Source organism: Paenibacillus sp. P32E (assembly GCF_001909085.1).
Taxonomy (GTDB): Bacteria; Bacillota; Bacilli; order Paenibacillales; family Paenibacillaceae; genus Paenibacillus_AQ; species Paenibacillus_AQ helianthi.
Genome location: NZ_LVYY01000057.1, coordinates 76,942 through 90,732 on the forward strand (window position 1 = coordinate 76,942; position 13,791 = coordinate 90,732).

The 13,791-nt window shown below is 49.2% G+C and carries 10 protein-coding genes; all 10 read left to right on the top strand.

Annotated elements, in window-relative coordinates; translation table 11 throughout:
• The first annotated feature begins 233 nt into the window (after positions 1–233).
• The 10 genes from A3848_RS26540 to A3848_RS26585 all read left to right on the top strand — a co-directional run bounded on the left by A3848_RS26540 (position 234) and on the right by A3848_RS26585 (position 13,785).
• On the top strand, positions 234–2,879 hold the full coding sequence (locus A3848_RS26540) for a winged helix-turn-helix domain-containing protein (RefSeq protein WP_074088227.1): 2,646 nt from the start codon (positions 234–236) through the stop codon (positions 2,877–2,879).
• Between the two features lie 110 nt (positions 2,880–2,989).
• Positions 2,990–3,916 carry an NAD(P)-dependent alcohol dehydrogenase gene (locus A3848_RS26545; RefSeq protein WP_074087955.1) on the top strand — a complete coding sequence of 309 codons (927 nt, stop codon included), beginning with the start codon at positions 2,990–2,992 and terminating at the stop codon, positions 3,914–3,916.
• A 204-nt stretch (positions 3,917–4,120) separates the two neighbouring features.
• Complete coding sequence (locus A3848_RS26550) at positions 4,121–4,471, top strand: DUF952 domain-containing protein (RefSeq protein ID WP_074087956.1); 351 nt, start codon at positions 4,121–4,123, stop codon at positions 4,469–4,471.
• A gap of 50 nt (positions 4,472–4,521) precedes the next feature.
• Positions 4,522–5,997 (top strand): protein adenylyltransferase SelO, encoded by a 1,476-nt coding sequence (locus A3848_RS26555; protein WP_074087959.1) that lies wholly within the window; start codon positions 4,522–4,524, stop codon positions 5,995–5,997.
• Positions 5,998–6,020: 23 nt separating this feature from the next.
• The gene (locus A3848_RS26560) at positions 6,021–6,554 is read left to right on the top strand and encodes a DNA topology modulation protein (RefSeq protein WP_074087960.1); all 534 of its coding nucleotides are present in this window, start codon (positions 6,021–6,023) and stop codon (positions 6,552–6,554) included.
• A gap of 171 nt (positions 6,555–6,725) precedes the next feature.
• Complete coding sequence (locus A3848_RS26565) at positions 6,726–7,952, top strand: NAD(P)/FAD-dependent oxidoreductase (protein ID WP_074087962.1); 1,227 nt, start codon at positions 6,726–6,728, stop codon at positions 7,950–7,952.
• 188 nt (positions 7,953–8,140) lie between these two features.
• On the top strand, positions 8,141–9,043 hold the full coding sequence (locus A3848_RS26570; protein WP_143192465.1) for a hypothetical protein: 903 nt from the start codon (positions 8,141–8,143) through the stop codon (positions 9,041–9,043).
• Positions 9,044–9,235: 192 nt separating this feature from the next.
• Complete coding sequence (locus A3848_RS26575) at positions 9,236–9,706, top strand: NUDIX hydrolase (protein WP_074087966.1); 471 nt, start codon at positions 9,236–9,238, stop codon at positions 9,704–9,706.
• A 46-nt stretch (positions 9,707–9,752) separates the two neighbouring features.
• On the top strand, positions 9,753–12,923 hold the full coding sequence (locus tag A3848_RS26580) for a GNAT family N-acetyltransferase (RefSeq protein WP_074087968.1): 3,171 nt from the start codon (positions 9,753–9,755) through the stop codon (positions 12,921–12,923).
• A complete protein-coding gene (locus tag A3848_RS26585; protein WP_074087969.1) occupies positions 12,910–13,785 on the top strand; it encodes an amidohydrolase family protein in 876 nt (291 codons plus the stop codon). The genes A3848_RS26580 and A3848_RS26585 overlap by 14 nt, the downstream gene beginning before the upstream one ends.
• Positions 13,786–13,791: the final 6 nt, after the last annotated feature.

Genomic DNA, 13,791 nt, shown 5'->3' on the forward strand with positions numbered 1-13,791 from the left:
CATGAACCTAAAAAGCGCTCAAAAGCAGTTATTCCTATGCTTTGAGCGCTTATATGTTATTGAGGGATCAGCCGGGTAAGCCTCCGTAAATCTCTAACTAACCCGGGGTCCGAATAGAGGGTTCATCTTGTACGAGTATATCGTTCTTTTTAAATTAGGGTACACGGATTAAGCTGATCCGGGAACGAACTGCTTTGTTGACGCTGCAGGATTACAATCATTATAATCTAGATATGACAATATCTCTTGTATCTACCAAGCTGTATATCCCCCCGGCCAGGTCAAAAATCGTCGTCCGCCCGCGTCTGCTGGAGCGGCTTAACGAGGGTCTGCAAGGCAAGCTGACTGTCCTCTCCGCCTCAGCCGGTTATGGTAAAACGACACTCGTCAGTGCCTGGCTCTCTGTCTGCGGACACAGAGCCGGATGGTTGTCGCTGGATGCTGGTGATAATGATCCTGCGAGTTTTCTCACGTATTTGTGCGCCGCTTGCCGGACCATTGGCGTGAACATCGGAGAGGGTATGTTGGCCGTGCTTCAATCCCCCCAGTCCCCGCCAATTGAATCAATACTGACGGCACTTCTGAATGAAATCACCTCTGTATCTGAGCCATCCGTTCTTGTCCTTGACGATTACCATCTGATTGATTCGAAGCCGGTCAATGAAGCCGTGGCTTTTCTGATTGAGCACCTGCCGCCGCAGATGCATCTGGTCATCGCTACACGCGAAGAACCGGTTTTACCGTTGCCGAGGCTCCGCGTGCGGCATCAATTGACTGAACTGCATGCTGCAGACCTGCGGTTCAATGCCACCGAAGCTGCAGAATTTCTAGGCCAGGTGATGGGTCTGATGCTCTCCGCTGAAGATGTCATGCACCTTGAATCCCGCACAGAAGGCTGGATAGCTGGCCTTCAATTAGCCGCACTCTCTTTGCAGGGACGCAATGACGCCACCAGCTTCATCCAGTCGTTCTCCGGGCGCCACAAGTTTGTCCTGGATTATCTGGTCGAAGAAGTACTGCAGCAGCAGTCTGCAGGTATTCAGGCTTTTTTGCTGCTCACATCGGTCCTGGGCCGGATGTGCGGCCCGCTGTGCGATGCTGTAATGGGTGAAGAATCCGGAGGGTCACCTTTTTCTTCCGGACAACGCACCTTGGAATATCTTGAACATGCGAATCTGTTCCTTATTCCCTTGGACAATGAAAGACGCTGGTACCGCTATCACCATCTCTTTGCGGATTTGCTGCGGGAACGTCTGTCCCAAGGCCTTCCCGTTGCTGAATTGCATATCCGGGCGAGCGCATGGTATGAGGATAATGGCTTTGAACTTGAAGCTTTCCAGCATGCAGCCGCTGCCGGGGATATCGAACGCGCTGCCCGATTGATGGAAGGAGAGGGGATGCCGTTGCTGTTTCGGGGGGCAGTAACTCCCGTACTGAACTGGCTGGATTCCCTGACGGTGGAAATACTCGATTCAAGGCCTTCATTGTGGGTTATGTATGCTTCCGGACTCCTCATGCAGGGCCGGATATCGAGTGTTGAACAGAAGCTGCAAGCTGCAGAACAAGCGCTGCACGGCACTGTACAGAACGAGAGAACCCGTGATCTTACAGGACATATTGCCTCCATACGTGCTACGCTCGCGGTAAGCAGACACCAGGCTGAACCCATCATGGCCGAATCACGCCGCGCCTTGGACTACCTCCATCCTGACAATCTGCCGGTGCGTGCAGCGGCCGCGTGGTCGCTGGGGTATGCTTATCAGCTCCAAGGAGATCTCAGCCTGGCCGAAACAGCTTATGCCGAAGCCTTGTCGATCAGCAAGAAGATCGGGCACGTGATGATCACTATCATGGCAACCCTAGGCCTTGGAAACATTCAGGAAGCGGAGAACCAGTTACCGGCTGCGGCTGGGAGCTATCTTCGTGTGCTGGAATGGGCTGGGGAACCGCCACTGCCGGCGGCATGCGAAGCACACCTGGGATTAGCGCGGATCTTTTATGAATGGAATGAATGGGAGCAAGCCCTCCTGCATAGTCGGCAAAGCGTCCAGCTTGCGCAACAGTTTGAAGATTCGGACCGGGGGGTGGCAGGCGAGGTGCTGCTCGCGAAGCTGAAGCTTGCACGGGGTGAAGTGAGTGCGGCAGCTGCTATTTTAGCAAAAGCAGAGCTTCTTGCCCGGAAGGAACATTATTGGGCACAGATTCCCCAGATTGCAGCTATGCAAGTGTCGGCTTTGCTTCATCAGGAGAACCTGGATGCAGCCGCTATCCTTGCGGAGCAGCACGGGCTTTCACTCTGCCAGGCAAAGGTATACATGGCACGCGGAGACACTTCTGCCGTGTTGGCGGTGCTAGAGCCAATGCTTAGGCAAGCGGCCGTCAAGGGTCGTCCGGACGAACGGCTAAAGGGAATGATTTTTTATGCAGCAGTCCTTTACAGATGCGGAGATAAGTCTGCAGCGACGCAAGCATTGGCTGAAGCTATGACAATGGCCCAGCCGGGCGGCTTTATCCGTGCTTTTGTCGACGAAGGGCTGCCGGTCGAAAGGCTGCTGCGCGAAGCAGAGGTTGGTGGGGAACTGATGGATTACCGGAGGAAACTGCTGGCTGCATTTGAAGCCGAGAATCCACAACACAGCCAATTGAGATCTGCTCAGCATGTGCCCAGGCCGTCCCAGCCCCTTATCGAGACACTGAGCGGGCGGGAGCTTGAAATATTGCAGCTTATTGCACAAGGTCTCTCGAACCGCGAGATTAGCGAGCGGCTATTTCTAGCACTAAGTACCGTTAAGGGGTACAACCGCAATATCTTTGACAAACTTCAGGTCTCGCGGCGTACAGAGGCTGTTGCCCATGCCCGTAGGCTAGGTTTGTTGTAATGTCATTCAACAGCATTGTCACAGTTTTTGGCGAAAAGCATACTTAAGTATCTACATGATCCTCCCTGCTGAAGCTATACTTATTGCAAATCGACACCGGGAGGAAACTCATGAAAGCCATAGTATGCTCCAAGTACGGATCACCAGAAACACTGCGACTCATAGAGCTGGAGAAGCCTTTGCCCAAGCGCAAAGAACTGCTGATCAAGGTTCATGCTTCAACCGTAACCGCAGGGGATGTTAGAGTACGGACTTTCAAGAGTCCTGCCTTGCTATGGCTGCCTATGCGGATCGTATTAGGTCTAAGCAAACCCAGAAAACCTGTTTTGGGTGTAGAGTTAGCCGGTGAAGTAGTAGCCGTAGGCCCTGAAGTGGAGCATTTCAAACAAGGTGATCTGGTTTTTGCATTAACGGGGATGCACTTTGGCGCCCATGCTGAGTATGCTTGTCTGCATGAAGACGGAATGGTATGGTTCAAACCGGCCAATACGACCTTTGAGGAAGCTGCTGCAGCGCTTTATGGGGGAACCACCGCATTGTATTTTCTTAGAAAAGCAGGTGTTCAAAGGGGACAAAACGTTCTGGTCTATGGAGCTTCAGGCACTGTAGGGACATTTGCATTACAGCTTGCGAAGCACTTTGGGGCAGAGGTAGACGCGGTATGCAGTACAGCAAATCTGGAATGGGTACATTCCTTGGGCGCGGGTCAGGTAATCGATTATACGGTAGAGGATTTTACAACAAGAGGCGGGCGGTATGACATTATCTTCGATGCCTCCGGCAAGCTTCCCAAATCCAGGTGCAAAAAAGCACTGAAGCCCACCGGAGCATATGTTACAGTAGCCGGGCAGGGGATGGCCAGGGTCCGCATCGAGGACCTGCAATTCCTAAAAGATCTAATGGAGATAGGGAAGATTAAATCGGTGATTGACAGGTACTATGCATTAGAACATACGGCCGAGGCCCATCGGTATGTGGAACATGGGCATAAGAAAGGCAGTGTTGTGATCAGAGTGAGTCAGGGCAGCGATTATTAAATTATATAGCTCATCCAAACATCATCCGGCAGGAGGCAGGAGCAATCCGGATTTTGCTTATGAACGAGCCTGCCGGTAATCAGACTGGATTGTCTGCAATTCGAAACCTCTCCTTTGAAATGGTTGGTCGCACTTCCATTTTTCCAAAGGTTGGTTTCTTTTTTGCATTTTTTTGACACAACCTATATAAGGAGGGGTTTTGTAATGATATTTGTACATGCTGTACTCAGAACGGAATGGGAGTCAGCGATTTTGAACGGGATATATAAAGGTCCTACTTTAGAAACAGAAGGCTTCATTCATTGCTCACCGATTCATAAAATAGTGCCGGTCGCCAATGATAATTTCCAGGGAGTTCACGGGCTTATTTTACTGTATATTGAGGAGTCAAAAGTAGAGGCTGAGGTTAGGTGGGAAGATCTATATAATGAAGGAAGCGAATATCCTCATATCTATGGTGAACTCAATTTTGATGCTGTAGTGAAGTTCGTTGCGTTCGAGCCTAATGTAGATGGCGGTTTTTCGTTGCCTCAAGAATTAGCAGAGCTGCAGTAGTATACACTAGTAGGAAACGAATTACGACTAAAAGAAAACAAGGAGGCATTATGACGGAGAAAAAAGAAAGTTCAGATCCCGGGTGGCACATTGACAATAGTTACTCCAGTCTGCCGGAATCTTTGTTTACCTTACAGAAGCCGACACCTGTCCGCTTGCCGGAGCTGGTTATTTTTAATGACCCGCTCGCCCACTCTTTAGGGTTAAATATCCAGGCTCTGCGCAGCAATGACGGGACAGCGGTTCTCGCAGGCAATGAGGTTCCCGATGGCGCCGAACCTCTTGCGCAAGCTTATGCAGGACATCAATTCGGTCATTTCAATATGCTGGGCGACGGCCGGGCAGTGCTCCTTGGTGAACAGATCAATCCGCTTGGTGTGCGAGTAGATATTCAGCTTAAGGGATCAGGCAGAACTCCCTACTCCAGAGGGGGCGATGGCCGGGCGGCGCTCGGTCCGATGCTGCGGGAATACATCATCAGCGAAGCCATGCATGCGCTTGGCATTCCTACGACCCGCAGTTTGGCGGTTGTATCAACCGGTGAGTCCTTATTCCGGGAAACCGAGCAGCCGGGTGCCATTTTGACCCGTGTGGCTGCCAGTCATTTGCGCGTCGGGACCTTTCAATTCGTTGCCGCAAGGGGCAACACAGAGGAGCTCCGGGCTCTGGCAGATTACACCTTGCAAAGACATTATCCGGATGCGGAGGCGGAAGGGAACCGTTATCTGATCCTGCTTCAGGAGGTGGTCCAACGTCAGGCGGATTTGATTGCCAAATGGCAGCTTGCAGGTTTTATTCATGGGGTGATGAACACCGACAACATGGCTCTTAGCGGAGAAACTATTGATTATGGCCCATGCGCCTTCCTGGACGTATATGACCCTGCAACCGTATTTAGTTCCATTGATCTTCAGGGCCGCTACGCCTATCGCAATCAGCCCCGTATTGCCGCCTGGAATCTTGCGAGGTTTGCAGAAACCCTTCTTCCGCTGCTGCATGACAACCAATCGGAGGCTATTCAAATGGCTGAGGCTGCCATTGATGATTTTTCAGTAAGGCATGACCGGATTTGGGTGGCAGGAATGAGAGCGAAGCTCGGAATCTTTAACGAAGAACAAGAGGATATCCATCTTATAGAAGAACTCCTCCGTATGATGCAAAAGTATCGTACGGACTACACGAATACTTTTCGTGCCTTAACATTGGGGAAGCCGGAAGATACAGTCTTGTCTGGCACGGAGGAATTTACCCAGTGGCATAAGCTCTGGCAGGAAAGACTTGGAAGACAAGGCGAATCCCCGGCTTCTTCGCAGCAGCTGATGCGCAGCAGCAATCCTGCGGTCATTCCGCGTAATCACAGAGTGGAAGAAGCGCTGGAAGCTGCCGTGAAACAAAAAAACTACATTGTTATGGAGCAGCTCCTTAAGGTTCTTTCAGACCCGTATGCCTACTCTGACGAACAGACGGATTACTCGACATTACCGGAGGAATCTGCGCGTCCCTATCGAACCTTTTGCGGAACCTGAACGGCTGACTCTTAGTCTATTTCATGAAAGGAGAAACTGTGGACAGGATACTGGTTATTGGCTCGGGAGGATCGGGGAAATCTACACTTTCCCGGAAGCTTGGCGGCATTCTTAAGCTTCCGGTTATCCATTTGGACACCTATTTTTGGAATGCGAACTGGGTCCCCAAAGAAAATGCAGAATGGGATCAGATCGTAGAGCGCTTCACTTACGAAGATCAATGGATCATTGACGGCAACTATTCCAGGACGATGGACAGCAGAATAAAGAGAGCAGATTTAATTGTTTTTTTGGACATGCCCAGAGTTCTATGTATGTACCGGATATTTAAACGGCGTATCATGTACCACAAGAAGGCCAGACCTGATATGAACGAAGAGTGCCCGGAAAAAATAGACTGGGACTTCGTAAAGTGGGTTTGGAATTACCGGACAAGAAGCCGCAAGAACACAATAAAGAAACTGGAACGTATCCAAGAACCACAACAAGTTATTACTTTGAAAACAAGAAAACAAGTGGATGAATTCATCAGGTCGCTGGAACAGAACCCAAATTAGTTGCTTCAACAGGAATCGAATCAGCGGAAGACCCCTACATTCTAGGGGCAAACGCATCCCACTTGCTCTATATCGGCAGAAAAAAATAAAGCTTCAGCCTGCAGTAAACCGTATGAATCCTAACAACCGGGTAATAATAAATTCCAGTCTGTTACTTGCAGGGGGAATTCCATGAACTTACAATCGGGAACTTATTATTGGCCGACCACCTTTCCAGATGCTCCGTCCTACCCTCCATTGAAGGAGAATGTTACTTGTGACGTGGTGATTATCGGCGGAGGAAGCTCCGCAGCGCAATGTGCGTATTACTTAGCCGACAGAGGTATACAAGTCACTGTTTTAGAAAAGGGGACCATAGGCAGCGGAAGCACGAGTACGAACACCGCTATCATTCAATATTCGGGCGAAAAAATGTTCACGGCCTTGGCCCACACCTTCGGGGATGCATATGTCGGGCGGCATCTGAAACTGCTTAAGGAGGCGATCGATGAGATCGAAGCAGCTTCACGGCAAGTTGATATCGATTGTGAATTTCGCAGGAGAGATACACTTTATTCCGCTAGCTGTCACGAAGACGTAGATCGTTTACGGAACGAATATGCTTTTATTAAGCGGCATGGCGTAGAATTGGACTTTTGGACACAAGAGGACATTGAGGCGAAGTACCCGTTCAGCCGGGAAGCTGCGATCTACTCCTACAATGATGGTGAGTTGAATCCTTACAAGTTCACCCATGCTTTGTTTCAGTATGCGGGGCAACAGGGAGTCGCTGTTTATGAGCACACGGAGATGAATGGCCACCGTTACGACCGGGAACAGCAGCGCATGATTATCTACACGAAAACAGGGTATGAGGTGAGCGCCCGATATGTCATTTTTGCAGCAGGCTATGAAAATATGGATATCCGAAAAGAAAAGCAAGCTTCTTTCGTGAGTACCTATACAGTCACCACTGAGAAAGTAGCGGACTTCTCCTCCTGGTATAACCGGACCCTGCTCTGGGAGACGGCACGCCCCTATTTATACATCCGCAGCACCGCCGATAACCGGATTATCATCGGTGGTCTCGATGACAACACGACTTTACCAGAGGACCGGGACAGCAAGCTGATGCACAAGAAGGATAAGCTGATCGAAGATTTTAATCAAATGTTTCCCGGCATCAAGGTAGACCCTGCCTTCTATTCCACGGCATTTTACGGCGGGATCGTGGACGGCTTGCCTATCGTCGGAAAATATGATGAATTCCCAAACAGCTACTTCCTGCTCGCTTATGGCGACAACGGAACAGTCTACAGCCAACTGCTGGCCAAGATTATCGTTCAGGAAATTGTCGAAGGACATAGTCCTGACCTGGAGCTGTATTTGCAGGACCGGCCGCTCCTCAAGAAGAATTAATAATGGCATGATGGTAACCAGCCAGAATGAAAGACTGCTGATCTAAGGTATCGACAGTCTTTTTTTTGCTGTTTTTTTGCGCCTCGGTTTATAAGTATCTGCGTACGTATACCAGAATATGGTATGATTGATTTTATATTAACTTTTTTTTGCTGATATCAGAATCGGAAAATGCGAGGTGCTATCTTTTGTTAAGAATTCGAACAATGATCTTGTCCTTTATTCGCTCCAAACACTTTTGGCTAATAATAGGCGCAGTGGCAGCTGGGTTATTTATCCTGATTGGTGGCATTATCTACATACAAGCCAGTAATGATCAGATATCCGATCAGATATCAACCTATAATGATGTAGCAGTTGTACCTGATGAGCCGGGGGTGAAATTACCTGTCATCAAATTGCCTGAGACGAAAAATTTTAGAAATGCCAGAATGATTGGACTTATTTATTATAACGGCAAAGTATATACCCAAACGGATACAGAAATCGCTCCTGAACGGGCAAAAGATCTACTCGGCGAGAAGCTTGGGACTGCAAAAGGCAATATTGAAGGCTGGGATACTCAAGATGAAAATGATATTGAATTTGCTTCAACGATACATAAGGCAGATGTTTATACGGTAAATGGGTACGATAAGGATTTTAGAATTATGACGTTAGCTGAACAGAATGGAATGGTTAGCCCTGCATTTTATGAGCGCTTAAACGGTATTTCTGTAAGAGATGGTGGAGATTTTTTTGGGAGATTTAATATCAAAGGGAATGTAGTTGGTGCCCGATATCAAAGTTATAGTGAGTGGAACAATAGCATGGACCAATATCACCCGATAAAAGATATGGATTTAATAAACACGCTGGTGGATCAGCTGTATCATGCGAATCTTTTATCAAGGGAAATCGTTGGTGATGCGCTGGGTGACTTTAGAAATGACGATAAGTATAGACGATTGATCATTCAGCTAAGTGATGGTACGGAGGTGAGCTTGAAAATAATTAGAAATGGTTACATCAACTATGGATTTGCAGAGGTGTATTTTATAATCGATAGTGAGATGTTCTGGAAACTGTGGCAAGTTATGCAGCCAATTTAACAGTAAACTACACTCCAGAGGCGTGAATCTCCGGGAGTTCGTACGAGTGAATCAACAGTTAGAAGCTTCTGCCAGAGGTTGGCGGAGGTTTTTTTTCATGAATTTTTTAGTAATCGTAATATTCTTCCATTTAATAGTATAATTAACGCTAGACGAAGTATGGACAAAATGAATGAAGGAAGGAGTTGTGAAATGGAGGTTTCTCCGAAGCATACTGTGACCGCTGCTGTGGTTGTGATTAATGATCGTAACGAAATACTACTAAAATACGGACCGAAGCGTGGATGGGAAATCCCAGGAGGCAGAGTCGAAGTGGGGGAATCACTGTCAGCTGCAGCTGTGCGGGAAACGAAAGAAGAGACAGGCATGGATATAGAAATCATTAAATTTTGTGGCTTTTTTCAGAATGTTAAGGAATCCGTTTATAACACCTTATTTATGGGAAGACCCATCGGTGGAGAGTTTAGAATATCGGCTGAAAGCTTAGAGATTAGGTATTTTTCTATTGAAGAGGCACTTGAAAAGATAACCTGGAAGAGTTTCAGAGAGCAAATTGAATATTGTTTACATTATGAAGAGCAATTTTTAGTCGAATATAATAACCGAAATTATAAGAAAAAAATATATTGCGGCGATATTGAGGAAGGTCCGGATTTCATATAGCAAGGCATAGAGTTGCACTATCAAATGAAGATAAGGGGATATGAGTATGACAACCAATATTACTGCTGAACCCATTCGTGTTGTTGAATATGATCCTTCATACGCTGGAGCGCTCGCTGACATGTGGAACCGCAGCAACGAAAATTGGGGCGGGGGTACCAATCTCAGAACAGAGGACAGCATTCGCCGGAAAATGGAGATTTCGTCCAATCTGCATGCTTTTCTTGCCGTCGATGGCGAGGAGGTTGTGGGTTTCTGCAGCTTCGCCCATTACCAGCAAGATGAAGGCGCCTTGTATGTACCGCTGCTGAATGTGAGGCCCGATTATCACGGACGTAAGGTCGGCCGCAATCTGATATTGAACGCTGTCCGCAAGACCGTCGAAGCGGGTTGGCCACGGCTCGATCTGTTCACCTGGGCGGGCAATACCAAGGCTGTGCCCATGTATAAGAAATGCGGGTTCTTCTGGGAAAAAAATGATGATTACGTTCACTTGATGAACTTCATTCCAACGATATTACAAACGGAAGCGCTCACACCGTATTTCGAGGAGCTTGACTGGTACGCAGATAGCACCCGTGAACTTGTTATCGAACCGGATGGCCGCCATAAGCACGGCTTCGATTTCCTGGACTATACGTGGCATAAGGGAGAACTGGTACTGCGGGCAGAATTTGAGACGACGGGCCGCGGGCTGACCGCTCTGGATACGCCAGAATATGCGATCTCAACAGAGATCGAAGAGCATAACCTCGTATTTGGTTCTGCTTACAAGGTCCGCTACCGAATCGAAAACCGCTTGGCAACCGAGCTTTCAATAGAAATCAAGGGGCAGAACGACAAGAATATCCGTTTTGCCCTGGATATCGCCCGAACGATTGCTCCGGGAGAAGCGGTAATCGTGGAGGGGAATTTCCAGCTCGACCCGATCCTGGAGGAGCAGAATAACAAGAAGACCCATCCTGTTGTCAAGAGCACTTGGATCATCGGTGGCAGACGGGCCGAGTTCCGTATGGGCATCACTCCGAAATTTCCGGTCAAGATGCAGATGGTATTGCCAGTCAAAGAACTGCATCCGGGTATTCCGGCCGAGCTGTATCTGAATGTGGAGAACAATTTCACCTCACCAGCGGAGTTCACTTTTGACTGGCCTGAGGATGAAATCGTGGAATGGGCTGAACGTTCGGTCCGCATCACCATACCGGCTAAAGGCAAAACCTCTATTCGGGTACCCTTCACCTTGCAATCATACGGTCTGTACTCTCGCGAGGTTCAGGTCACAGCGGTTCCGGTAAACGGTAAGCCAGTTATCTTTACAAGCAAGCTGTCCGTACTAATGAAGGGAACAGAGGGGCGTTATGGAGGACAGAACGGGGAGCAATGGGTCGCCGTGAACGGTGCTTTTTCGGTTCACCTTCACAAGCTAAGTAATAACATGTGGATCGAATATCCGGGCTCCCGCCACAACTTTTGGTGGAACTATCCCAAGCTTGGAAAGCCGTTCGCGGAAGAATTCTCGAAGAAGCAAGCTACAGAAGTGAAGATCTATCCGGAAGGAGAGAGTCAGGTTCTGGAAGCCCTGTACGAGTCGGAGAACTTTTCCGGTCTGCAACTGAAATCCGTAACCAAGCTGTTTGCAAGCGGGATCGCCGAATTTCATTATGAAGTAATGAATAGCAGCAGCATTGAGCTGGAGGAGAACGTATATCTGCTGACGAACTTCGGTTTCTTCGGCAATCGGCTCATTCTGCCATATCAGGGCCGTTATGTCGATATGGGCGAGGCGTACGCTGGCAGTCCGGATCATTGGGACAGCGCTCAGATCACGGAGAACTGGCTGTTCAACAAGGAAGAGAATGTGGCTTGCGGAATCTGCTGGGACCCTTCCTTGAAGCTGCTTCGCTCGGAATATCCGCTCGGACTAGAGCATGATCTCGGCCGAATCGCTCCCGGAGCAGCAGTGAAGACGAAGCCGACGATATTTGCGCTGAACACCTTCGCTAACTGGTCGGATTTCCGTTCCTTCGCCCGTAAATGTCCGGCCCCGGTTATTCCAGTGTTGGATAATCATCTCGAACTTATGCTTGGAGGCGGTAATCCGTTCAAGTCTCCGGTACTTCATGCGGAGCTGATCGAACGAAAGCTGCTTCCGCTTGCCGGGGAATTCGAGCTTTATGTCCAATGTGATGGGGAAGAAGAACAAAGAATCGCGAATGTTGTGCTTCGTCCAGAGCAGAACCTGCATTCTGCAAATGTGGAGTTCTCTCCTGAGGACAAGAGGATTCAGGGAACCGGGGAATCCACTTGGAAAGTGCGTGCCGTCTATCGGGGTGAGGATCGGATTCAGGAACGCTCAGCAGTGTGGTTCCCTCAGACGGATGCGAGAGTCAGCTGTGAAACTCAGGAGGGGACGGCCGGGACATTATATACAGTGAACAACGGTGTCCTCTCTATAGCGGCTGACCCCGGATTCGGCAGTGTTGTGCATTCCTTGAAGCACCAGGGCGAAGAATGGCTGGATAGCTCATATCCGGTACCGGCTCCGCGTTCCTGGTGGAATCCCTGGTATGGCGGTCTAGGCGTACATATTCCCGGAATGAATGGCTTTAGCCGGCAGCAGGAGCCAAGATATGCGGCATGGGCGGAATGTACGGATGATCAAGGCAACGTCTGGACAGGACTGAGTCTAACCACCCGGATCGAGCAGCATAAAATATATCGGGGAATGTCGGTCAAGCAGTTTTACCTCATGCTGCCTGGTGTTCCAGTCCTATGTATGCTGCATTCGGTCACCAATGAGAGTGGTATGATGCTGCCAGAGTATAAGTTACAAGAGTCTCATTTCTTCCGGCCTTCACCAGCCATCAATGAAGGCTGGATCGAAGTTCCCGGAGAAGGACGATTCCTCACCGGGAACCTGGAAACCGGGCTTCAAGCCAAGGAGCTGCTGCGGATTGGCGCTGTTAACCGTGTCCATATGCTGCATGCAGTGAATAACTATCCTAATACAAACGCCTCAGCCTATGTGAACAACAAGGTAATGGAGTATGGTGCGGAACATCAGCTTGCTATTATGAACGGGGAGACTGCCATGACACAGCCGACCTTTCTGATCCTGGGAGGAACCGCGCTGAATCCAAAGGATATCCAGAGCCTGCTTAAACTGAAGTTCACCAGCCCAGCCGTAGATAAGGAGACCTTACATGCCGATCATTGATATTCATATCCATCTCTCCGATATCGAGAGCTTTCATCAGACAGCAACGGATCTGTCGAAGGTTGATTACACTACCGCAGGCCTTAAGGCGGAGTTTGACAAAAACGATGTTATTCTTGGTATTGGAATGGGTGTGACAGAGCAGACCAAGGGCGCTTTTCCCGATTCCAATTCACCTAATCCGATGAGCCTTGATCTGGAAGAGAGTGTCCCGCCATTTCTGATGGAATGCGTCGGCATCAATCCGAATCTGCTCACCGGGAAGCAAGCCCGGCAGGAGCTGGACCGGATCGAAGCACGGCTGCAAGCGCCGGAGGTGGCGGGGATCAAGTTGTATGCCGGGTATTACCATCATTATGTCTACGACAACATCTACACACCCGTGTATGAACTGGCTGCGAGGTACGGCGTTCCTGTGGTCATTCATACTGGTGATACCTATTCGATGAATGGATTACTGAAGTATTCGCATCCGCTTACCGTAGATGAATTAGCCTATCAGCAGCGCGGGGTGAACTTCATGATCTGTCATTTGGGTGATCCCTGGGTCATGGACGCTGCCGAAGTGGTGGCCAAGAACCCGAATGTTTATGCTGATTTGTCTGGTCTTGTCGTTGGTGACCGGCCTCATTTTGAACGGTTCATGAATGAACCGCTATTCATGGACCATTTCCGCAGGGCGTTGGTGTACTCGGATCATTACGAGAAAATGCTCTTCGGAACCGACTGGCCGCTCGCACCGATCGGCTTGTATGCTGAGTTTGTCCGCCGACTTGTACCCGAACAGCACCACGAGAAGGTGTTTTATCAGAATGCCATAGGGCTGTTCCCGCGCATTCAGCGGCGGATAGCGGAGCTGTGAAATTGC